The sequence below is a fragment of the Serratia sp. 1D1416 genome (assembly GCF_003641105.1).
Taxonomy (GTDB): domain Bacteria; phylum Pseudomonadota; class Gammaproteobacteria; order Enterobacterales; family Enterobacteriaceae; genus Serratia; species Serratia ficaria.
Genome location: NZ_CP032738.1, coordinates 4,977,361 through 4,999,172 on the forward strand (window position 1 = coordinate 4,977,361; position 21,812 = coordinate 4,999,172).

15 protein-coding genes, 1 tRNA gene, 3 pseudogenes and 1 riboswitch are annotated in these 21,812 nt (G+C 56.2%); of the genes and pseudogenes, 11 read left to right on the top strand and 8 right to left on the bottom strand.

Going from position 1 to position 21,812, the window contains the following annotated elements:
- Window positions 1-2: 2 nt before the first annotated feature.
- A complete protein-coding gene (locus D7I37_RS24160; protein WP_061797434.1) occupies window positions 3-791 on the top strand; it encodes an inositol monophosphatase family protein in 789 nt (262 codons plus the stop codon).
- Window positions 792-843: 52 nt separating this feature from the next.
- On the opposite strand, the pseudogene D7I37_RS27745 reads toward D7I37_RS24160, so the two are convergent.
- The 3 genes and pseudogenes from D7I37_RS27745 to D7I37_RS24170 form a co-directional block, all read right to left on the bottom strand.
- A pseudogene (locus D7I37_RS27745) lies at window positions 844-1,460 on the bottom strand (type I glyceraldehyde-3-phosphate dehydrogenase).
- 147 nt (window positions 1,461-1,607) lie between these two features.
- A pseudogene (locus D7I37_RS27750) lies at window positions 1,608-1,853 on the bottom strand (glyceraldehyde 3-phosphate dehydrogenase NAD-binding domain-containing protein); the annotation flags it as partial.
- Window positions 1,854-1,931: 78 nt separating this feature from the next.
- The gene (locus D7I37_RS24170) at window positions 1,932-2,906 is read right to left on the bottom strand and encodes a GlxA family transcriptional regulator (RefSeq protein WP_095100193.1); all 975 of its coding nucleotides are present in this window, start codon (window positions 2,904-2,906) and stop codon (window positions 1,932-1,934) included.
- Between the two features lie 244 nt (window positions 2,907-3,150).
- On the opposite strand from D7I37_RS24170, the gene D7I37_RS24175 reads away from it, so the two are divergent.
- The 6 genes from D7I37_RS24175 (at window position 3,151) to D7I37_RS24200 (ending at window position 7,584) form a co-directional block, all read left to right on the top strand.
- A complete protein-coding gene (locus D7I37_RS24175; protein ID WP_242502735.1) occupies window positions 3,151-3,699 on the top strand; it encodes a type IV secretion protein Rhs in 549 nt (182 codons plus the stop codon).
- Window positions 3,700-3,702: 3 nt separating this feature from the next.
- Window positions 3,703-4,101 (top strand): putative T6SS immunity periplasmic lipoprotein, encoded by a 399-nt coding sequence (locus D7I37_RS24180; protein WP_129544499.1) that lies wholly within the window; start codon window positions 3,703-3,705, stop codon window positions 4,099-4,101.
- Window positions 4,102-4,278: 177 nt separating this feature from the next.
- Window positions 4,279-4,381, top strand: a riboswitch (TPP riboswitch).
- 62 nt (window positions 4,382-4,443) lie between these two features.
- On the top strand, window positions 4,444-5,124 hold the full coding sequence (gene tenA, locus D7I37_RS24185; RefSeq protein WP_061797437.1) for a thiaminase II: 681 nt from the start codon (window positions 4,444-4,446) through the stop codon (window positions 5,122-5,124).
- Window positions 5,121-5,858: an ABC transporter ATP-binding protein gene (locus D7I37_RS24190; protein WP_061797438.1), complete on the top strand. Its 738-nt coding sequence runs from the start codon at window positions 5,121-5,123 to the stop codon at window positions 5,856-5,858. Before tenA ends, D7I37_RS24190 begins: the two co-directional genes overlap by 4 nt.
- On the top strand, window positions 5,855-6,622 hold the full coding sequence (locus D7I37_RS24195; protein WP_061797439.1) for an ABC transporter permease: 768 nt from the start codon (window positions 5,855-5,857) through the stop codon (window positions 6,620-6,622). Before D7I37_RS24190 ends, D7I37_RS24195 begins: the two co-directional genes overlap by 4 nt.
- Before the next feature lie 26 nt (window positions 6,623-6,648).
- Window positions 6,649-7,584: an ABC transporter substrate-binding protein gene (locus D7I37_RS24200; RefSeq protein WP_061797441.1), complete on the top strand. Its 936-nt coding sequence runs from the start codon at window positions 6,649-6,651 to the stop codon at window positions 7,582-7,584.
- A gap of 56 nt (window positions 7,585-7,640) precedes the next feature.
- Here D7I37_RS24200 and D7I37_RS24205 read toward each other — a convergent pair whose 3' ends face one another.
- On the bottom strand, window positions 7,641-8,360 hold the full coding sequence (locus tag D7I37_RS24205; RefSeq protein ID WP_129544500.1) for a transporter substrate-binding domain-containing protein: 720 nt from the start codon (window positions 8,358-8,360) through the stop codon (window positions 7,641-7,643).
- Window positions 8,361-8,652: 292 nt separating this feature from the next.
- Here D7I37_RS24205 and opgB point away from each other — a divergent pair, with 292 nt between their 5' ends.
- Together opgB and D7I37_RS24215 are read left to right on the top strand one after the other, a co-directional pair.
- Entirely contained in the window at window positions 8,653-10,956 is a 2,304-nt protein-coding gene (gene opgB, locus D7I37_RS24210) for a phosphatidylglycerol--membrane-oligosaccharide glycerophosphotransferase (protein ID WP_095098259.1), read from the top strand.
- A gap of 161 nt (window positions 10,957-11,117) precedes the next feature.
- Window positions 11,118-12,581, top strand: coding sequence for an AMP nucleosidase (locus D7I37_RS24215; RefSeq protein ID WP_061797446.1), 1,464 nt, complete (start codon window positions 11,118-11,120; stop codon window positions 12,579-12,581).
- A gap of 12 nt (window positions 12,582-12,593) precedes the next feature.
- Here D7I37_RS24215 and nac read toward each other — a convergent pair whose 3' ends face one another.
- Complete coding sequence (gene nac / locus D7I37_RS24220; protein ID WP_129544501.1) at window positions 12,594-13,517, bottom strand: nitrogen assimilation transcriptional regulator NAC; 924 nt, start codon at window positions 13,515-13,517, stop codon at window positions 12,594-12,596.
- A gap of 325 nt (window positions 13,518-13,842) precedes the next feature.
- On the opposite strand from nac, the gene D7I37_RS24225 reads away from it, so the two are divergent.
- A tRNA-Asn gene (locus D7I37_RS24225) sits at window positions 13,843-13,918 on the top strand.
- Window positions 13,919-14,079: 161 nt separating this feature from the next.
- Window positions 14,080-14,531, top strand: a pseudogene (locus D7I37_RS24230) (Arm DNA-binding domain-containing protein); the annotation flags it as partial.
- 272 nt (window positions 14,532-14,803) lie between these two features.
- On the opposite strand, the gene D7I37_RS27495 reads toward D7I37_RS24230, so the two are convergent.
- From D7I37_RS27495 to D7I37_RS24240, 3 genes are all read right to left on the bottom strand, one after another.
- On the bottom strand, window positions 14,804-15,979 hold the full coding sequence (locus tag D7I37_RS27495) for a DUF3320 domain-containing protein (protein ID WP_242502736.1): 1,176 nt from the start codon (window positions 15,977-15,979) through the stop codon (window positions 14,804-14,806).
- Window positions 15,976-20,379 carry a DUF4011 domain-containing protein gene (locus D7I37_RS24235; RefSeq protein ID WP_242502737.1) on the bottom strand — a complete coding sequence of 1,468 codons (4,404 nt, stop codon included), beginning with the start codon at window positions 20,377-20,379 and terminating at the stop codon, window positions 15,976-15,978. The genes D7I37_RS27495 and D7I37_RS24235 overlap by 4 nt, the downstream gene beginning before the upstream one ends.
- Window positions 20,380-20,916: 537 nt before the next feature.
- Entirely contained in the window at window positions 20,917-21,807 is an 891-nt protein-coding gene (locus D7I37_RS24240) for an oxidoreductase (protein ID WP_129544502.1), read from the bottom strand.
- Window positions 21,808-21,812: the final 5 nt, after the last annotated feature.

Consider the following 21,812-nt stretch of genomic DNA (forward strand, 5'->3'; position numbering starts at 1 on the left):
ATATGAACCCACAGATTTCCCAGCGGCTGACGCTGGCCGAACAGGCGGCGCGCGAAGCGGGCGCCAAAGCGCTGGACTACTTCAACCGCCGCGAAAGCCTGGTGATTGAAACCAAGCGCGATGCGCAGGATGTGGTCTCGATCGCCGACCGCGAAGTCGAATTGCTGATCCGCGCACAGATCGCCGGGCGCTTTCCGGACGACGGGTTTCTCGGGGAAGAGTTTGGCCTGCAGGCCGGCGATTCCGATTACACCTGGGTAGTCGATCCGATCGACGGCACCAGCCCCTTCGTAAACGGCATGCCGAACTGGTGCGTGTCCATCGCCGTCATTCATCAGGGCCAGCCGGTCATCGGCGCGATCGTCGCCCCCTGCCAGCAGGAATGCTTTATCGCGGCGCGCGGCGCAGGCGCCACGCTCAATGGCAAACCGCTGCGGGTGGATCCGACGCGCACCATGCAAAATCACGTCACCGGCTTCGGCGCCAACAGCCATGTTCCCCCCGAGCGCGTCGGTGAGATTGCCGCCGGGATCACCGCGGCGGGCGGCAACTTCTTCCGCAACGGTTCCGGCGCCATGATGCTGGCCTGGGTGGCCGCAGGCCGGCTGGTCGGCTACTACGAACCCTATATGCACGCCTGGGATTGTCTGGCGGGATATTGCCTGGTCAACGAGGCCGGCGGCTGGACGCACCCGTTCAACACCGCCGGTGATCATCTGCTGCGCGGCGCGCCGGTGCTGGCGGTGGCCCCGGGGGCCAGAGAGGCGTTAACGCAAATCGCGCAGTTGTGATCTGCGCCTGAATGCGTCACCCGGTTTGCGCCGGGTGACGTTAGCTGGGCGGTTACAGCCCGCGTTTTTCCATCAGCACCGCCAGATCGACCAGACGGTTCGAGAACCCCCACTCGTTGTCATACCACGCCAGGATCTTGACCAGCTTGCCGCCGATGACCAGGGTAGACAGCCCGTCGATAATCGATGAGCGCGGGTCGCCTTTATAGTCGCTCGACACCAGGGGCTCATCGCTGTAGCCGAGGATCCCCTCAGCGGGCCAGACTCCGCGGCCCGGCGGAACGCGGCGTTGATCTCGTCCGCGCTCGCTTCGCGTTTCAGCGTGACCGTCAAATCAACGATCGACACCACCGGCACCGGTACCCGCAGCGAATAACCGGTCAGGCGGCCGTCCAGTTCCGGGATCACCTTGCCGAGCGCCCTGGCCGCGCCGCTGGAATAAGGCACTATCGACAGCGCCGCCGCCCGGGCGCCGCGCAGATCCTTTTCCGGCTGATCGTGCAGCGCCTGGCTGTTGGTGTAGGCATGGGTGGTGTTCATCAGGCCGTATTCGATGCCGAAGGTCTGATGCAGCACCTGCGCGGCGGGCGCCAGCCCGTTGGTGGTGCAGCTGCCGTTGCTGACCACCCGATGCCGGGCCGGATCGTATTGGCCGTCATTGACGCCCATCACGAGGGTGATGTCGTCGTTTTTGGCCGGAGCCGAGATAATCACCCGCCTGGCGCCGCCTTTGGTGATATGCACTTCGGCCTGGGCCTTATCGGTAAAGAAGCCGGTGGCCTCGATCACGACCTCGACGCCAACGCTGCTCCAGGGAATGGCGCCGGGATCCCGCTCGGAGAACACGCGAATCGGCCGGCCATCGAGCAGCAGCTGATTCTCACCGGCCGCTACGTCGGCGGCCAGCGTGCCCGACAGCGAATCGTACTTCAGCAAGTGCGCCAGCGTTTTGCTGTCCGTCAAATCGTTGATCGCCACCACCTCGAAATCGTCGCGCCCCAGCGCCGCGCGCAACACGTTGCGCCCGATCCTGCCGAATCCATTGATGCCTACTTTGACCATGATCTGCTCCTCCGTTATTGGCTCTGAGGTAAACTTAGCCCGGAGCGCGGGTGGCGTAAATGACGTTTTTAGATCTATTTACGCCAAATTGCGGCTATGAAAACGCTGGCGATATTCGCTGGGGGTGAGCTGCAGGTTTCTTTCAAATACCCGCCGCAGGTTGAGGCCGTTGCCGAAGCCGGTGGTCGCCGCGATGCGTTCGATGCTTTCCGCACTCTGTTCCAGGCGCTGTCTGGCGCTGTGCAAGCGCCCCTCCTCAACAAATCTGGCGGGCGAAATGCCGGTTTCCCGGGTGAACACTCGGGTAAAGTTGCGCGGGCTCATCGCCACTCGCTCGGCCAGTTTTTCAACGGAAAGATCGTCGGTGAGATTTTCCAGGATCCAGCATTGCAGATCGCGGATCGGGCCGGGCGTTTTCGCCTGGTTCAACGGGTAGCGGCTGAACTGCGACTGGCCGCCGGGCCGCCGCAGGAACATCACCAGATCCTGCGCCACTTCGCGGGCCTGAATAAAGCCGTAGTCGTCTTCTATCAGCGCCAGCGTGAGGTCGAAACCGGAGCTGACGCCGCCGGAGCTCCAGACCTGCCCATCCTGGACATAAATCGGGCCGTTTTCGACGCTCACCTGCGGGAAGCGGGACTGCAGGGTCTCCAGCAATCGCCAGTGGGTGGTCGCCCGGCGGCCGTCGAGCAAACCGGCCTCGGCGAGCAGCAGGGCGCCGCCGCAAACGGAGGCGATACGCCGAGCGTTGGGGGCGGCGCGCCGCAGCCACTCCGCGACCAACGCCCCTTCTTCCTCGTTCGCCCCCCGGCCGGTCACCACTATGGTGTCGCGTTCCCGTTCGGGGTCAAGATCGCACAGGCGATGGTCGGCCAAGAGGTTCAGGCCGGACGAGCCGTGCACCACCCGATGGGACTGCGTGGTGGCCACCGCGACCTGATACAGCGGCGCATCGGCGGGCCGCAGGCGGTTGGCCTGCATCAGAATGTCGGCGATGCCCGCCGATTCGAACAGCATGCCCCCTTCGGGGACGATAATCAGAAATGTATGCATGTCCTTAAAATACAAAATGAGCAAAATAAGACACAATAATGCCATTTTATATCAGCCTTGTCGCAGATATCTATCGGGTATACACATGACATTGCATACCGAAAACCATGATATGCCGGCATCAGCAGGGCATTGATAGAACTATCAGTAACTTATCGCTCTACAAAATCACTTGCGAACTGGACCGCACAAAAAATAATCTATATGATTCTACTTTTCTTACTGAACAAAAAGGATTTTGTTGATGCAAGCCAATACGCCACAAGTACAGGAAGGGACATTACGTCTGATGACTCAAGGAGAGATTGCTATGGCTCGCCGAGTGTACGGCGATTCAATCTTATATAATCGAGTCTGGGTGCATTGCGATAGTTATTTACCCTTTGGGCTGCAAAAGCCGAACTTCGCAATGACTCCGAATGGTGAAATATGGTTTCGAAAAGACGGATATGCTCCAGACTTCTCGGCTTCGTCTGTCAAAGTAGAAAGTAAATATGTATTTATCCATGAACTTGGTCATGTCTGGCAGCACCAAAACAGGCAATGGGTCAGGCTGCGTGGATCATTTAGTTGGGCGGCTGATTATACATATCGACTGGATAAGGAGAAATTGACCGACTATTCTCTCGAACAGCAGGCATCTATACTTTCAGACTACTGGCTGCTATTAGTTTATGGGATGGATGCATGGCGATTTTATCAAAGCCCAAACAGGATGGGGAAATATCGCGGGGTAAATAACATGCGGGAAATTCCTTCTATTTACAAAAGAATCATTACAGGCCGGAGATAAATCATGATGAAAAAAAAATTAATTTTAGGCACTGTATTCCTCTTGTCTGGCTGCCCCGGGCATCAAGACCCTATCGTGATAGAGCATCCCGCTCAAGTGGCAATGAAAGACAACAACGTCTGTATTTCAATATCAGAAAAAGACTGGGAATACATAACCTCCGTACAACTCTACAGTGAATCAGGGCAGCGTTTTTTTAAGACATTTTCTGATCCAGTGACGAGACCTCATGTAGCCACAGGAGCATGCCTCCCTATATTTGGATTTAATTTCATGCCTCAAAACACCTACTCTACGTATTATAGCCTTGGAAAAAAAGATGCGGGTAAAGAGCGGACTTTCGCTATAAGTTTTACAATATTGCGGACATCAACCGGTGGGTTGGAAATCACTCCAAAATAAAGCATGGGCTGGCGCGCAAGATGTTGTCCTCAGATTCAACGTAGCGGGATTACAGTGACAAAAATACCGCTGCCCGTGCCAGAAAAATCGCCCCCGATCGCACTAAACGAACCGATTTCCGCCGCCGCCGCGCCCTGCGGCCAGGCATTGTAATCAAAAAATAAATGTCGTATAACAGGCACCTCCGAGGGGTGTCCTGTTATGGGCTGAGATGGCGCAAGCCGAACCCTTTGAACCTGATCTGGGTCATGCCAGCGAAGGGACGGGTCGGCAATAACGCCTTCGCTCATTACCTGTTCATACCTCAGCGCGCCCGGATCTCCACTCACTTATGGAGGTCCCATGTATACCACCATGTTCGAAACCGGCCTTTACGGACGGCTGCGCCAACAGGCCGGCGGTCACTGGCAGGACTACGTCGCTCATCCCTTTATTCGACAGCTGGCCGCCGGCACCTTGCCCGAGCCCGCTTTCCGCCGCTATCTGACCCAGGACTACCTGTTCCTGATCCACTTCGCCCGCGCCTACGCGTTGCTGGTCAGCAAGCTGCGCACCCTGCCGGAAATGCGCGCCGCCGCCGCCTCGCTCAACGCCATCGTCGCCGAACTGCCGCTGCACCTGGCCTACTGCGCCGGCTGGGGGCTGGACGAGGGTGAAATCGCCGCCCAGCCCGAAGCGCCAGAAACCATGAACTACACCCGCTACGTGCTGGACATCGGCCACGCCGGCGATGCGCTGGAACTGCTGGCCGCCCTGCTGCCCTGCGTCGCCGGCTATGCCGAAATCGGCCTGCGGCTGCTGAACGATCCCGCCACCCGGATGGAGGGCAATCCCTACGCCTCCTGGATCAAAAATTATGGCGATCCGGGTTACTTGGCCGGGGTGCAGGCCGCCATCGATCTGCTGGAAAACGTCGGCCGCCAGCGCGGCGCCGAGAGCCGCTTCGCCGAGCTGGCGCAGATTTTCACCACCGCCACCCGGCTGGAGTCGGCGTTCTGGCAGATGGGGCTGAACGCCTCATGACGCCCCGCCAGCCACCCGGCATCGAGGTCCGGGATTTAACCCTGCGCTTTGGCGATCGGGTGATTTTCGAACGGCTCAGCTTCACGATCGACGGCGGCAGCTTCGTCGCCCTGCTCGGTGCCAGCGGCGCCGGCAAAACCAGCCTGCTGAAGATCATCGCCGGGCTGGCTCAGGCCACCTCGGGCAGCGTCTGCGGCAGCGACGGCCTGCCGATCGCCGGGCGCATCGCCTATATGGGGCAAAAAGACCTGCTCTATCCCTGGCTGACCATCGATGAAAACATCACGCTCGGCTCACGGCTGCGCGGGGAGAAAGCCGATCGCCCATGGGCGGCCCACCTGCTCGAGCGGGTCGGGCTGAGCGGCTATGGCGGCGCCCTGCCCGCCGCGCTGTCCGGCGGCATGCGTCAGCGCGCCGCCATCGCGCGTACCCTGTACGAGCGCCGGCCGATCGTGCTGATGGACGAGCCGTTCTCGGCGCTGGACGCCATTACCCGCGCCACTATTCAGACGCTGGCGGCCGAGCTGCTGGCGCAGAACACCGTGCTGCTGATCACCCACGATCCGATGGAGGCCTGCCGCCTGAGCCACCGCCTGCTGGTGCTGGCGAACTCGCCGAGCGGCATCGACGATAACCACCCGATCGGCGGGCAACCGCCGCGCGCGCCGGACGATCCGCACCTGCTGAAAAGCCAGGCGGAACTGTTGCGGCAGTTGGTGAGGGCGGCGCAATGAAACCGCAGACAGAAAGCGGCCTGAGCCGCCTGCGCCGCGGCCTGACGGTGTTCGCCGGGCTGCTGCTGCTGTGGTGGCTGCTCACCCTGGGCAACATTCCCGCCTTCCTGCTGCCCTCGCCCGCGGCGGTGGCGCAGGCGCTGTGGCATGGCCGCGATTACCTCGCCTGGCATACGCTGGTCACCGCCTCGGAAATCCTCAGCGGCTTGGCGCTGGGGGTGCTGCTCGGCGCGGCGCTGGCGCTGGGCATGATCTTTTCCCCGCGCCTGCAGCGCTGGCTGATGCCGCTGGTGCTCACCAGCCAGGCGATACCGGTGTTCGCGCTGGCCCCGCTGCTGGTGCTGTGGTTCGGCTTCGGCATGAGCGCCAAGGTGGCGATGGCGGTGCTGGTGATCTTCTTCCCGGTCGTTTCCGCCTTCTTCGACGGGCTGCGCCGGGTCAATGACGACTATCTCGACCTGGCGCGCACCCTCGGCGCCTCGCGCTGGGCGCTGCTGCGCCACGTGCGGCTGATGGCGGCGCTGCCGGCCTTCGGCTCCGGGCTGCGCATGGCCGCCGCCGTCGCCCCGATCGGCGCGATCATCGGCGAGTGGGTCGGCTCGGCCGAAGGGCTGGGTTACCTGATGCTCAACGCCAACGCGCGCATGCAGACCGACCTGTGCTTCGCCGCGCTGTTTATTCTGGTGCTGATGACCGTGCTGCTGTGGGTCGCGGTGGATGCGCTGCTGCGGCGTCTGATCGTCTGGGCGCCGGAGAACCATTGATGATTTCAACCACTAAGGGAACAACCATGTTTAAAAAAACCGTCTGCGGCCTGCTGCTCGGCGCCGCCATGGCGAGCCAGGCCGGCGCCGCCGAAAAGCTGACGCTGGTGCTCGACTGGTACATCAACCCCGATCACGCGCCGATCATGGTGGCCGAACAGATCGGCGCCTTCAGGGACGCCGGACTGGACGTCAAGATCGTGCCGCCGTCCGATCCGGCGCTGCCGCCGCGGCTGGTGGCGGCCAAACAGGCGGACCTCGCGATCACCTATCAGCCGCAGCTGCACTTCTTCGCCGATCAGGGCCTGCCGCTGGTGCGCGTCGGCACGCTGATCGACACGCCGCTGAACACCGTCATCACGCTGGATAAAGGCATCGCCACGCCGGCGGACCTCAAAGGCAAAAAGGTCGGGTATTCGGTCAGCGGCATCGAACAGGCGACGCTGGCCACCATGGCCAAAAATCAGCGCGTCAACCCTGACGACATCAAGCTAATCAACGTCAACTTCCAGCTGACCGGCGCCCTGCTGGCGGGCCAGGTGGACGCGGTGATCGGCGGCTATCGCAATATCGAAGCGCTGGAGCTGAAGCTGCAGGGCAAGGAGCCGCGGGTGTTCAACGTGGAAGACTACGGCGTGCCGGCCTACGATGAGCTGATCATCGTCGCCAACCGCGACGCGCTGGCGGAGCCGAAGATCAAAAAATTCCTCGCCGCGCTGAAAAAAGGCGGCGACTATCTGCGCGCGCACCCGCAGCAAACCTGGCTGGCGTTCGCCAAAGCCCATCCCGAACTGGATACCGCGTTGAACAAGCAGGCCTGGCAGGCCAGCCTGCCGCTGTTCGCCACCGATCCGGCCAGGCTGGACAGCGCGCGCTACCAGGCTTACGAGCAGTTCCTGTTCGACAATAAGCTGATCAAGAAAATCACCCCGGTGGAGGAGTACGCGGTCGAACTGCGCTGAGTTGCCCCGGCCGCGGCGGGAGCCCGTTTAGCCGGGCGCCTTGCCGCCCGCCACGGTCACATCGCCCTGGCCGCTGCGCCGCAGCGCCGCAGCGCCTCGGCCACCCGGCCGTCGGCCTTGCAGCGTTCGATAAAATCGTTCACGTAGGCCGCACCCTGCGTTTTGCGCCGCGGCACCGCCATCGCCTGCCTGATCGCGGTGAAATGCCCTGCCAGCACCCGCAGCCCCGGGTTCGCGGCCGCAGCGGCCAGCAGCGGTTGGCGCACCCCCGCCGCCGCCTCCAGCCCCTGCTCCAGAAACAGGCCGATCGCTTCGGCGGAGGTGCCTGCCCGCACCAGCTGCGCCTGCTGCAGCGTGCGCGACAGGAACAGGTCATAGGCCGCGCCTTTGCCCACCGCAATGCGCACGCCCGGCCGATCCAGCTCGGCCACTTGCCGATAGGGCGCCGCCTCGGCCACCAGATAGGTGCCCTCGATGATCGCATAAGGTTCGCTGAAGGCGAGCTGTTCCGCACGCACCGGTTCGATGGCCATAAAGGCCAGGGTCCAGGCGCCGCTGTCGAGATCGGCGAACACCTTGCCCGCCGCATCATAGGGCACCAGCTCCAGCGCCACGCCCAGCTCGCCGGCCAGCGCCGCGGCCAGAGAGACCGAGACGCCCTGCGGCTCGCCGCCCGGCCCCCGCTGCGCCAGCACCGGGTTGCCGAAGTTGATCGCCGCGCGCAGGGCGCCCTGCGGCGCCAGTTCCTCGAGTACGGCTGCGGGAATAGCCTGCATGTTTTTCTCCTGAATGACTGATAGGCGCGCCGGCATTCGACGCTACCCATTAATGGTAGAGCCAAAAGCCCGGCGAGCAATATTTCGGCGTTATCGGCCTGCGCGGCGTGATGATTGTCACAGTATTGTCACAAAAACCGCCAATCGCCGCCGCCGAACGCCGCGCGGCGCAAACGCGCATTGCCCTGCCGCTTTCAATAGGCTATACCCTTCATTTTTCACGCCCCGGCAGCGTTGGCGGCGTGCGCCAGAACAGTAAAGATTTTCTTTCTAATCAGACAGGATTCGGTGGATGGTTTCAGCACTCGCGTCGTTCGTTCTTTTTTTGGCCTCGATTTCAATCTATCGCACCCGGGCCGCCGCCAACCGCTGGTGGTTCGCTATCCTGCTGACGCTGCTCGGCAGCTATCTGATCCTGAACGTTATCCTGATCGCCAGCAACTACTTCACCGGCGACGGCATTACCGATGCGGTGATCTACACCGTCACCAGCAGCCTGAAAGGCGCCGGCGTCGGCAAATACGTGCTGCCGTTTCTCGGCCTGCTGGCGGCGCTGGCGCTGATTTTCGCCCTGTTGGCCCGCAGCCTGCTGCGCCGCAAGGCCAAAAGCAGCAGCGTGATTTACAGCCTGATCGCCGTGCTGCTGGCGCTGTTTTCGGTCGGCACCACGCCGGCCTTTCAGGACATTTCGCTGCTGGTCAAAAGCCAAATCGGCGGCGATACCGCCGATTTCGCCACCTACTATAAAGCGCCGAAAAAGACCCTGCAGGGCAAGCAGCCTAACCTGGTGTATATCTATGCGGAAAGCCTGGAACGCACCTATTTCGATCGGCACAGCTTCCCCGGCCTGACCGATGAACTGGACCGGCTGCGGGAAGACAGCATTGATTTCAGCAACACCCAACAGCTGCCGGGCACCGGCTACACCATCGCCGGCATGGTGGCCTCGCAGTGCGGCATCCCGCTGTTCGCCCCGTTCGACGGCAACGCGTCCAGCGCCGTTTCGACCTTTTATCCGGAAAACGTCTGCCTGGGAGACGTGCTGAAATCCGCCGGCTACGGCAACTATTTCTATCAGGGCGCCGAATTGGCGTTCGCCGGCAAGGACACCTTCCTCAAATCGCACGGCTTCGACCACGTTTACGGCTATAAGGAACTGCGCGCTCAGGTCAGCGATCCGGGCTATAAAAACGACTGGGGCTGGTATGACGATACCCTGCTGGATCTGGTGTACGACAAGTTTGTCGAGCTCTCCAGCCGGCAGCAAAAATTTTCGCTGTTCGCCCTGACCGTCGACACCCATCACCCGGACGGTTTTATCTCCGCCAGCTGCAGCAAAAAAACCTACGCCTGGCAGAATAAAGACAACCGTTCACTGAGCGCGGTGGCCTGCAGCCAGCAACATATCGCCGCGCTGATCGAAAAAATCAAACGTTCGCCGTATTTCAGCAACACGGTGATCGTGGTGTCTTCCGATCATCTGGCGATGAACAATACCGCCTATGACATTCTGGCCAAGCAAAAGCGGCGCAACCTGTTCTTTATCATCGACGGCACCCGCCCGCAGGCGGAACAGCGCAACGAGAAGCGCAGCACGCTGGACAACGGCGCCACCGTGCTGGACCGCATGGGCGGCGACAACTACATCGGCCTTGGCCGCAGCAGCCTGTCGGCCTCGACGCTGTCCACGGTGTTCCTCAACATCGACGAGAAAATCAACGGCTGGAAACCGGCGGTGATCAAGCAATGGGGCTTCCCGAACGGCATCACCGACTACAGCGTCGATACCCGGGGCCGCCGCTTCACCTTCTCCGGCGTAACCTTCAAGGTGCCGTTTATCCTCAAGGTGGCGGACAATAAGATTGAACCGATGTTTAACGTCTACCTGTCCACGCCGCTGAGAAAGCAGCTGGCCGGGCTGGGCGCGGGCGAGAAATTCGTTTGGGTCGACAAATGCTATGAAATCGGCCGCGTCTGGGCGCCGAAGCTGGCGCTGAGCACCGACATCTGCGTCGCCTCCGGCACCCTGGCTTCGCCGCCGCAGATCGTGCGGGCCACCGGCGAGCGCTTCCGCGGCAAGGTGAGCTTCCAGAGCCCGGCGGCGGACAGCGTCGCCGGCTACCAGGACGCCATCGCCCGGCTGCAGGTCGACGACGCGGCGGTGAAGTATCAGGCGGAAGCCATCGAATTCATGCTGCCGGGCATGCCCGAGCAGGTGAAAGCCATTACCGGGGTGTCCGGCGTCGAAGACTGGGGCCGCTGGTCCGACGCCAACCTGGCGCCGGCGGTGGACATCGACTACGTAGAGCCGCTGCCGAAAACCTTCGATCTGGTGCTGCGCGCCCGCGCCTACGGCAAAAACGTCGGCGAGCCTATCTCGGTGCGCGTCGGCGACGAAGAGCGTTTCGTCTCGCTCGGCGAGCAGGACAGCACCGTCACGCTGCGCTTCGACAACCCGCGGGGCGCGCGCAAAATCAGCATCACCCCGCCGGCCCCCACCGAGCCGCAGGAAGGCGCCAGCGGCGGCTTCACGCCGAAAAAACTGGGCATCGGCCTGGTGTCGCTCAAGGTGGAACGGGCGGCTCCCGCCTCCTGACCGCCCAACGCAGCGGCGGCCCGGTGCGCCGCTGCGCTTTCTTTTCCCGCCCGCCATTTCGACCAAGCTTTTGCGCTCGTCTTCGGCTAACCTGTTGCGGTGAAATGATATCGGCATCCGCCCGCCTCCCGCCGCCGCGGGGGGAGAACCAAGGAGAGAGCATGAGCAACGACCCATCCCGCACCGGCCTCAGCGCCGCCCAGGCGCTCGATAAACTGGAAGCCTTGTATGACGCCGCGGTCGACGCGCTGCGCCAGGCGGTCGGCGATTTTATCAGCCACGGCGCGTTGCCGGACCCACAGGCGCGCGCCGCCGGGCAGTTCGTGTATCCCGAGCTGCGCGTCAGCTGGGACGGCAAAAAATCCGGCCAGAGCAAAACCCGCGCCTACGGCCGTTTCACCCACGCCGGCAGCTACAGCACCACCATTACCCGTCCGCAGCTGTTTCGCCACTATCTGGCCGAACAGCTGGCGATGCTGGAACAGGATTACGCCGCCCATATCGAAGTGGTGCCGTCGCGGCAGGAAATCCCCTTCCCTTATGTGATCGACGGCTCCAGCCTGACGCTGGACCGCTCGATGAGCGCCGGCATCGCTCAGCATTTTCCCACCACCGAGCTGGCGCAAATCGGCGATGAAACCGCCGACGGCCTGTTCCACGCCACCGGCAACCATTTCCCGCTGTCGCACTTCGATGCGCTGCGCGCGGATTTCTCGCTGGCGCGGCTGCGGCACTACACCGGCACGCCGGTGGAGCATTTCCAACCGTTCGTGCTGTTCACCAACTACACCCGCTACGTGGATGAGTTCGTCCGCTGGGCCTGCGCGCAGATCGCCGATCCGGCCAGCCCTTACATCGCCCTGTCCAGCGCCGGCGGCACCTACATCACGCCGGAAACCGACGCGCCGGATCAGGCGGTGTCGGATTTGGCGTGGAAAAACCACCAGATGCCGGCCTATCACCTGATTTCCCGCACCGGCCAGGGCATCACCCTGATCAACATCGGCGTCGGCCCGTCCAACGCCAAAACCATCTGCGATCACCTGGCGGTGCTGCGCCCCAGCGCCTGGCTGATGATCGGCCACTGCGGCGGGCTGCGCGAAAGCCAGTCGATCGGCGACTACGTGCTGGCGCACGCCTACCTGCGCGACGACCACGTGCTGGACTCGGTGTTGCCGCCGGATATCCCGATCCCGAGCATCGCCGAAGTGCAGCGCGCGCTGTACGACGCCACCAAGATGGTCAGCGGCATGCCCGGCGAAGAGGTCAAGCAGCGCCTGCGCACCGGCACCGTGGTCACCACCGACGACCGCAACTGGGAGCTGCGCTACTCCGCTTCTGCGCTGCGCTTTAACCTCAGCCGCGCGGTGGCGGTGGACATGGAAAGCGCCACCATCGCCGCCCAGGGGTATCGCTTCCGGGTGCCTTACGGCACGCTGCTATGCGTGTCCGATAAACCGCTGCACGGCGAGATCAAACTGCCCGGCCAGGCCAACCGCTTCTATGAAGGGGCGATCTCCGAGCACCTGCAAATCGGCATCTGCGCCATCGATTTATTGCGCGCCGAAGGCGACCGCCTGCATTCGCGCAAGCTGCGCACCTTCAACGAACCGCCGTTCCGCTAACCCCGACGCGCCCTATCGCACCAGCGCCAGGGCGCGTTTCTCCTGGCTGCGGCTGCCGGCGATCGACAGCAGCATCTCTTTCACCACCAGCGCCGGCGCAGACAGCGAATGCTGGCTGGAAATGCACAGCGACAACGGCACGGACAGCGTCGGCGCATTGATGCGCGCCATCCACGCCTTGGCCGGCCCTATCATGGCGCGCGCCAGCGATTCCGGCAGAATAGTGGCGCCCAACCCGCTGGCGATGGCCGCGCTCAGGGTGCCGGTGGACTCGATCTCCCCCACCACGTTGGCCGCCAGCTTGCGCAGCGCCATCGCTTCCTCCACCTGGCTGCGCACCACGTCGCCTTCTCGCGGCAGAAACAGGTTCAGCCGCGCCACGTCCAGCAGCTCCACGCTGTTGCCGGGGCTGGGCACCGCGCGCGTCGCCACCAGGTACAGGTCTTCCTTCATCAAGACGGTGGCGTGCAGGCCGGCGGGCATTTTGGCGCCGTAAATCATCGCCATATCCAGCGTTTGGCTGGCCACCTGCCCGGCCAGCGCCGAGCCGATGTTTTCATTCAGGCTGAGCAAGATGCCCGGATGCTGGTCGCGCACCGCCTGCAGCAGCGGCAGCGCCAGCTGCGAAGCCACGCTGCCAGGCGCCAGCCCGATGGACACCTGGCCGCTCATCGCCTGCCCGGCGCTGTTGACCGCGCTCTGCGCCTGCTCGCACTGGCGCAGAATGGTCTGGGCGTGGGCGTAGAGGATATTGCCGGCTTCGGTGGGCATCACGCCGCGCTTGGTGCGGATCAGCAACTGCTGCTTCAGCTCCCCTTCCAGCGTCGCCAACTGCTGGCTAAGCGCCGGTTGGGCGATATGCAGCACCTCCGCCGCCTGGGTCAGACTGCCGATATCGACGATTTTTACGAAATACTTCAGACGCCTGAGATTCATATTGCCTCCGTCATGCCGCGAAACTGCGAATGGGAAATAGGAGCAAGATCCGGGCCAGAGTCGGCGAATTAGCATATGGGCAGGCTAATCACAGGAAAAATAACAATAAATGATATTCTGGCCTGCAGAGACGGCGCGGCCAACGGCGCGCGGGTTGCACCAAGATAAGGCATTCGGGCATCCGCGGCGGCGCTGCGCGCGGTTTCATCAACAAAAGCCATAAAAAGCAGCAGGTTGAATAATCTTGCAGCAAACGAAACGGCGCGGCGTTTTCAGGCTTTACAAGCCGGAAGCGCGCCGCTATGATTCGCCCCGTTCACACGATTCCTCTGTAGTTCAGTCGGTAGAACGGCGGACTGTTAATCCGTATGTCACTGGTTCGAGTCCAGTCAGAGGAGCCAAATTTATGTTTTCATGCATCTTCACGAATGTTTATACATTTTAGATTCAGCAAGTTAGCGTGAAAAATCTTCCCGATGCATTTTTAGTTTTCCCTCCGCATCGGGAGAATTTGGTGGTCAGATTTGGGGTCAAGTTGGTTCGATGACGGAGTGACCCCCAAATGTCTCTTAACGACACAAAAATCCGCAGCTTAAAGCCATCCGCTAAACCTTTCAAAGTTTCCGATTCTCATGGCCTGTACCTTTTAGTCAATCCAGCCGGTTCACGTCTCTGGTATCTCAAATATCGTATCAATAGAAAAGAATCACGCCTCGGCTTAGGTGCCTACCCTGAAGTGTCTTTGGCTGATGCCCGTCAACAACGTGACGGCATCCGTAAATTGCTGGCGCATAATATCAACCTATCACAACATCAATCGACTGAACGAACCACTTCCTCACCAGACAAAACCTTCATGTCTGGGTACTGAGTTGGTATAAAAGCAACAGAACATGGCCAGAGAACCATGCTGCCCGTCAGTTTGCCAGCATAAATAATCATATTTTTCCGGTTATCAGGTACCTGTCAGTCTCTGAGCTTAAATCTCGTCATTTCATTGTTCTGCTGAAAGGGAAGCCGGATATAAATCTGCAACCTACCGTTAATATCATAACAATTGATGCAGGTGCAAATGGAGTATATTAATATAAATCGTCATGTTTTTTCTCTGTCAGTAATTTTATTCTCGTCTTCGTAAGTAAGCGATCAGGCATGTCGCCTTATTGATTGATAACCACCATGAAACGCAACAAAGTAATTTCGGAGTTTAATACGCCAAAAAATTATTATTGAAAATAAAAAACAAACTCAAAGAATACACCTTGAGTTTGTCTTAATATAGAAAATTACTCTATAACTATTTTTTTATTCTCAATAATCAGAGAGTCCTCTTTTATAACATCCCCTTTAAATAGAAGTTGTTCAATCACATCTGAAATAACTTTACGTAAGGTTCCACTTGTTGCTTTAAACCCAAGAGATCTAGAAATAGACATAACAATCTCTTCTTCTGTTGCACCAAGGTTATTTTTTACTACCTGAGTAATTCCGACAGCAATCTCCTGAGGTGGCAACATCTCAGACTTACGCAGTCCCGACGACTGAACATTTTGTCGGTTTCGTAAGATAACCTTTGATTTCTGATGTATTAAAAATTTCCCATCCTGAAGGATATCACCTTTGTTGCAGACCAGATTAACAGCCCTGTTCACAACGGCCTCAATTCTGACCCCTGCACGTTGTAACCCCCAAGCAGTTCGCAATCTAGTGATAACCTCACTCACATGAACAGGAGATTCAACCTCAACTATCTGCTCAATTATTTCGCTGAGAATACCCAACGGGGTTTCATGCAGTTCATAAACCATATTAGCGGATGGAGTAGCCTCCACATAGGTAATCTCAGATTCTTTTGCAATATCCGAATCGACAAGACCAATCTCTACTACAGGTCCTCTATCGACAGTAACAATTTCAACAGGTACCGCACGGGTCCTTTGCCTCAATTGTTCACTCCGTTCTGATAACTCTTTTTTGGCAGACTCTATGGCCTGAAGTGTTCGTTCCAGTTGTTCTTCAGGTCGCTGGAACCAATCCGTACTCCAGATACGATGGATAATCCATCCGTGATCTTCAAGTACAGCCTGACGCAAGCGATCGCGTTCACGAGCAGAGCGTGATGAATGATAAGCACGACCATCACATTCAATACCAATCAAGTATCGCCCTGGCATATCTGGATCAGCAATAGCTAAATCGATAAAGAACCCGGCAATACCTACCTGAGGATGGACTTGATAACCAGCTTTCTGAAGCGCATCAGCAACCTGTTCTTCAAATACACTATCCATTTCTCTTTCAGTTCGCTGAGCTAACGATATCCGACCAGTACGGGCATATTGTAGGAAGAGTTTAAAGGCAAATACACCTTTGCCCTTTGCTCTTTCCAAATCGATATCTTCGTCTGTGATTGAAGCGAAAACCTCACATCGACGTTTGGCTCGGCTAATTAATACGTTCAACCTTCTTTCCCCCCCTCAGCCCCCAAAGGACCAAAACGCATCGCCATGTATCCTTGTGCATTTCTGGCATAGCCGACGGAGATCATAATCACATCACGCTCATCACCCTGTACGTTCTCAAGGTTTTTAACGAAGAAAGGCTCACTCGGATGCGCATTGAAGAACTCTTCTAGATCGGGATTCAGACGGCGTAATAATTCGAGCTCGTCCTGAATAACCTTACGCTGGGAAACAGAAAATGTTGCAACACCAAGCGACTGTTCAGGATATTTACGGGCATGCTCCATGATTGCTTTAGCGACAACTTTAGCTTCTATCGTATTGGTTCCCTTACCGCCTGATTCAAACACACCATCCGGGATGTGATGGAATTGCAGACCCATACCTGCTTCCTGAGTGTACGGACTCGGCACGATGAAGAGTTTATTCTCATAGAACTGACTATTGGATACAGCAATCAATGATTGATGACGGCTTCGATAGTGCCACCTTAACATACGTTGAGGTAATCCCCTGGCAACGAATAAGCCCAATACACTCTCTATATCAGCAACCTGAGATACATCATCATCATCATCATTAGCAGCAGACTCTGTCATCTTAGCGAAGAATCGCGTAGGCGGAAGCTGACGTTCGTCCCCGACTACTACGACCTGTTTACAGCGAGCAATTGCACCTATCGCATCAACTGGTTGTATCTGACTCGCTTCGTCCATGACCAGAAGATCGAACTTTTGTTTTCCGGGGATGAGGAATTGGGCAACAGATAACGGACTCATCATCATTACCGGCTTGAGTGCTTGAATAGCCACTCCAGCCTTTAGCATTAACTGACGAATTGGTAAATGCCCCCTCTTTTTCACCATTTCCGAACGCAGAACACCCACAGGGCCAATACCACCGCTCTTGGATGGAATTTGTCTATGATGGGTACGCACAACCTCAAGACTGGCAGCTTTGATACGTTTAAGGTCAAGCTCTGCAAATCCTGCCACCTGACGAGAATGAAGCTCACCATCAAAACGAACCAAATCAGGTTCTTCGTGAACCATGATTTTAAGTAACGACTCAAAATAGGTCCGTTCTACGGCAGAAATAGAAAAATCCAGAGAAAGATCTCCACTAGCTAGTTTTTCTACTACCTCAGATAATCCATATTTTTGAGCCTGTTTAATACGATGCTGATACGCAACCCATTTAGAGAGTTGTTCTGAATTCGCAGCCCATATTTTAAGTTTTTCGTACGCAACTGATATCTTTAATTTATCAGATGATGATTCAAAAAGGGTTTCGATAGTTCCTTTTAATTCCTTCGCGATTTTTTCCAGTTCATTGACTATCTTTTGGCTGAACAGGTAAGTTTCTTGTGCAATCTGTGCAGTTTCAGCTCTATCTGCCAGTTTTGCAACTACGAAACGTAGTTCACTGTTCGCCTCTAACCAAGAACAAGCCTCGCTCAGATAATCCCAGTCAGATGACAACTCTTTCCACTGTTCGTCAAAGGCGCTTTTAGCAAGCGGGACTTCTGCACGTATTTCTGAAATGAGTTTCTGTAACTCAATCATTCGTATGACTAGTTGGCAACGCTCATCAATATGCGCAGGAGGTTTAAGCATTACGCGAGCGCATTGTTCATCAATCTCTATAAGATTTTTTATTTTCTCTTCAATGAACACTAATGAGACACGGGTTATAGATACCTGATTAGTAAAATGCTCCACAGGTGAAAAACCGAACGCACTCCATAGTATGTCCAACTGGCCCCGAACCTGCTGCAATAACTGGCTTAGTTGCTGCGCACGAAGCCTCACACCTTCACGGTCGATAAGTCGGCTGGCTAACAGCCGGGCTTCAGCCCCTACGCCACGGAGCGTTCTCATCCATTCAACTAATGCCATTAAAGATGAACTGTCACTTTTTTCGCCGCGCCAATCGCTACCGAAAGCAGAATGGCCAAAATCATTACCTTCCTGGATTTTTTTCTTCTCTGCTTGCGCTTTAATTAGCTTGTCCAACAATAACAATTGCTGCTCAACAGGCAAAGAACGATCTCGCAGTAAAGAACCGACTAGTCCTCTCGCTTTTCTCCAGTTTCCATTGAGGTAACGGAAAATACCAATATGACTAGCCAGGATATTTCTGGCCTCCTGAACATCTGTTTTCCAGGCAACCTCATTAATTTGGGGTTCAAGAGCTTCGCTAACAATTCTGAAAGAGGTAATCGACTCAACTAGTTCAGCGGCTTTCTCGATACCATGATCCCAAACTGATGCAATAAAGGCGTCGGGACTGGCATTAGGGGCTGCTGCAATTCTTTCGCCCAGGGTGATGAGACGTTCTATTTCCTGAACTGTGTAATACCCTTCCTGAGTACCGAGTTCTTCATGTAAACGAGCTGCATCAAGACGTAACTTAGCTAAGGGTTTTGCCAGAGCACGAGCGGCGGAAAAACCGTTAACCTGAAAATCCCTAGGAAGCCTAGTCAATGCATCTTCCAGCTCGGTAACTGGAGTTTCAATTTCTTCAGTTACTATATCTGCCTCAAGATCTAAGCGAGCTTGCTGATACTGTTTACCCAACGCAATAAGGCGTTTAATTGCAGGTATATTTTCATACCAAACAGCAGAGATAAAAGCGCTCACTGATAGGTCAGGTGCTTTATTGATGCATTCTGCAACCTCAACTAATTTATAAATTGAAGAAAATGTTTCCGGCACGGGCGTAACAGAAAGTTCACCAGACAGACTTGCAATAACGTTTGTAATGCGTAAAATATCTCCTTCAATCTCTTGCAGACGTGGAAGTAGTTTTTCTACATCCATAGGTAATATCTGCTCAAGACCAACACCGTTCCACGGATGCTGGGCAGGTAAACCAATATCTCGGATGCGATCTACAATCTCTTTAACGAGCTTAAGGTGTTTCTCAAGATCATTGGCATTCCAATGTTCAAATTTTTCAAGGCTAAAATCGGTCGGAGCCTGGCCTAACTGACGTAACCGGACAAGATGCCCCATGACCTGATAGGGAGAGAACGTTGAAGGATGATATATCTTGTGCAGCCTTGCTGGATGCTCGTTAAGTTTATTCCTAGCCTCTGTTAAGTTTCCAATCAGTGTATCTGGAAACTCTCCTATTGGAGATCCCAGCTCCCAGACCCTTTTTAATTCCTCTAGGAAGACCTTTTTATTCGTCTTATTACTATGCAACTCTAAACATGCGTCGCCCACGCCCGCATGGTCAAGACGGCGTTTCACCACTTCAAGCGCAGCCATTTTTTCTGCGACGAATAAGACAGTTTTGCCATCAGCTACTGCAGAAGCAATTATGTTTGCAATCGTCTGAGATTTCCCTGTACCCGGAGGCCCCTGAATAATAAGGTTTTTCCCTTCACGCACATCATGGATAGCAAGAGTTTGAGAGGTATCGCTATCCATGATGTGGAGCATATCCCTCGGGGAAATAAAAGGGTCTATCGGCACATCATCTGAAAGCCTTTTATCCTTCTCATCAAACCCATCAACCATAAGTGACTGGATAAGGGGTTGTTCTGTGATATTGTCATCCTCTGGCCAATTTTCTGGATCTAAATCCCGGTACATAAGGAACTTAGCGAAAGAGAAGAACCCCAGAGTAATATCGTTTTCTTGAACGCTCCAGTCAGGCTTTGTCTGCACAGCCTGAGCAACCTCATCGATATACCCCGAAAGGTCCAACTCCTCATCTGCGTTGATCTTAGGCAATAAAATTTCATGTGTTCGCTGTAGAAATGCCTCCAGAGATAGGTTTTCAATAATCTCATCTTGCCTTGCCCGTAGTTTAAACCTCTCACCAGCAGTTCCACGTTCAAGGGAAACAGGAATCAATATTAAAGGAGCATATCTGATATTTTCTTTATTATTGGGATCAATCCATTTTAAGGTTCCGAGCGTCAAATAGAGTATGTTTACACCCTGTTCTTCCTCTAACGTTTTAGAATCATGGTAAAGATCCAACAATCTTTTTTGCAAACCTTGTGGGGTTAACCTTGTTTGTAGTTTTGTATCCTGATGCTCAGCACTGATAGCGTTTGGATTAACATCGTCATCAAAAACAAGCAACCGAACATCAATAAGAGCTTCATCCGAATCCGTTTCAATGATCTCAGCATCAATTAGCTCCCCCTTTTTTCCTGCCCGTCCCGGTAGAAAAGTAAATACTTTCCCTTCTTTTACCAGTAAACGATAAATCTCAGTAGACCTTTCATCGATAATTTCTAAGAGTTTGGCTGTTTTAGAACGAGGGATATTGAGGAGTTTATTGCGCGCAGATAAGTCAAGAAGCTCAGTACGAGCTCGTTCTAGTTTTTGCTGAAGAGAAAGGCTAGTACTCTTAAACAGTGAATCTTCGTTATCATTCATGGCTGGGATTCCGTTGGTTCCATAAAATCATCATTGCATACCCGGTCTATACTGTAACAAAGGTATTCAACGTCAGAATGCTATCATCTTAGCCATTTTTTTAGGATAATTCTAATCGAACTCTGCAAAATCTAGCTCAGTAGAGTAGTTTCCATACTAGCTTCATTCTGCTGAACGAGTCATAGGCCTTGACCTGTTTCCTATCGAGTGACACACCTTACTGTTAAGATACACTCACCATTTATAGAGCTCCGCATATAAGAAATTAATTCTGATTAAACAAACAGAATAACTCCCTTTAAACTGCCTCGAACAAGAGTCAACTCATATGTAAAAAAATGTTTTTTTGCTACATCTATTGGTGGTCATCCGGATGGTCTTGACAGAAGGGAAGCTAATCTTTATATTAATTATCAACAAGTTAACATAATGACACGAGTCCAGTCAGAGGAGCCATATTAAAGAAGCCCGCTCAGGGAAACCTGAGCGGGCTTTTTGCTGAAGAACCTTTCTGCTCCATCCCCTGCGGTTAATCTCTCAACCCGGCCCCTCGCTCCCAGCCGCCAGCAGCGGTACCAGCACCTCGCTGACGGGGGTGGGGATACCCAGTAACCGACCATAACGCCGTATCACGCCATTGCGGATATCCCACTCCAGCGGGCGGTTGGCCTGGCGGTCGGCAAGTATTGAGGTGCCTAAATCCGCAGGGGCACGATGAAAACCGTCAACGATCTCCTGCGGAACGTTATCGCTCAGCTGCGCCCCACTGGCACGCGCTACGCTCAAACACTCGCGCAGGTAAGCCAAAGCCAGTTCAGTGATATCTCCCCGCGAGAACATGCCGGCGCGGCGATTGGCCAGCACCATCAGACCGGCGACCGCGTTCTGCAGCAGCTTGCGCCATGCGATGGAGATAAAATCGGCTGCCAGCTCAACCGCGCAGCCCGTGCCGCTGAACACCTCCGCTATCCGTTTTGCCTGCGGCGTATCGGGCAGCGTAAGGCGCGGTGCGGCGCGCAGCCAGACGGAGGCATCCGGCTCGCGCTGCGCCGGGAACCACACTACCGCAGGCAGCACCTTTGCGCCGTTGACGTAGGGCTCCAGCAGGGTTTCCTGCTCTACGCCATTTTGCAACGCACATACCAGGGTGTTTTCATCGCACAGCGCGGCCAACCAGTTGGCGCTGTCGGCAATTTGGGTGGTTTTCACCGCGACGAACACCAGATCGAACGGGTGGCCGACCGTCGCCGGATCGCTCAATACCGGGCCCGGCACTACGATTTCCCGCTTATCGCGACGCAAAATCAGCTGCGAATGCGCGGTTCGCCCGCACAGGACCGGCGTTCGCTCAACTTCATGCAACGCCGCGGCGATGGTGGTGCCGATAGCGCCCGGACCAATAAGAGCCAGCGTGGGATGCTCAGACATCGGGT

Excerpts from the sequence above, each read along its gene's own strand:
- D7I37_RS24235 (WP_242502737.1), bottom strand. The coding sequence starts at position 20,379 with ATGAATGATAACGAAGATTCACTGTTTAAGAGTACTAGCCTTTCTCTT.
- tenA (WP_061797437.1), top strand. The coding sequence starts at position 4,444 with ATGTATACCACCATGTTCGAAACCGGCCTTTACGGACGGCTGCGCCAA.
- D7I37_RS24170 (WP_095100193.1), bottom strand. The coding sequence starts at position 2,906 with ATGCATACATTTCTGATTATCGTCCCCGAAGGGGGCATGCTGTTCGAA.
- D7I37_RS24240 (WP_129544502.1), bottom strand. The coding sequence starts at position 21,807 with ATGTCTGAGCATCCCACGCTGGCTCTTATTGGTCCGGGCGCTATCGGC.
- D7I37_RS24160 (WP_061797434.1), top strand. The coding sequence starts at position 3 with ATGAACCCACAGATTTCCCAGCGGCTGACGCTGGCCGAACAGGCGGCG.
- D7I37_RS24175 (WP_242502735.1), top strand. The coding sequence starts at position 3,151 with ATGCAAGCCAATACGCCACAAGTACAGGAAGGGACATTACGTCTGATG.
- D7I37_RS24215 (WP_061797446.1), top strand. The coding sequence starts at position 11,118 with ATGAGCAACGACCCATCCCGCACCGGCCTCAGCGCCGCCCAGGCGCTC.
- opgB (WP_095098259.1), top strand. The coding sequence starts at position 8,653 with ATGGTTTCAGCACTCGCGTCGTTCGTTCTTTTTTTGGCCTCGATTTCA.
- D7I37_RS24180 (WP_129544499.1), top strand. The coding sequence starts at position 3,703 with ATGATGAAAAAAAAATTAATTTTAGGCACTGTATTCCTCTTGTCTGGC.
- nac (WP_129544501.1), bottom strand. The coding sequence starts at position 13,517 with ATGAATCTCAGGCGTCTGAAGTATTTCGTAAAAATCGTCGATATCGGC.
- D7I37_RS24205 (WP_129544500.1), bottom strand. The coding sequence starts at position 8,360 with ATGCAGGCTATTCCCGCAGCCGTACTCGAGGAACTGGCGCCGCAGGGC.
- D7I37_RS24200 (WP_061797441.1), top strand. The coding sequence starts at position 6,649 with ATGTTTAAAAAAACCGTCTGCGGCCTGCTGCTCGGCGCCGCCATGGCG.
- D7I37_RS24190 (WP_061797438.1), top strand. The coding sequence starts at position 5,121 with ATGACGCCCCGCCAGCCACCCGGCATCGAGGTCCGGGATTTAACCCTG.
- D7I37_RS24195 (WP_061797439.1), top strand. The coding sequence starts at position 5,855 with ATGAAACCGCAGACAGAAAGCGGCCTGAGCCGCCTGCGCCGCGGCCTG.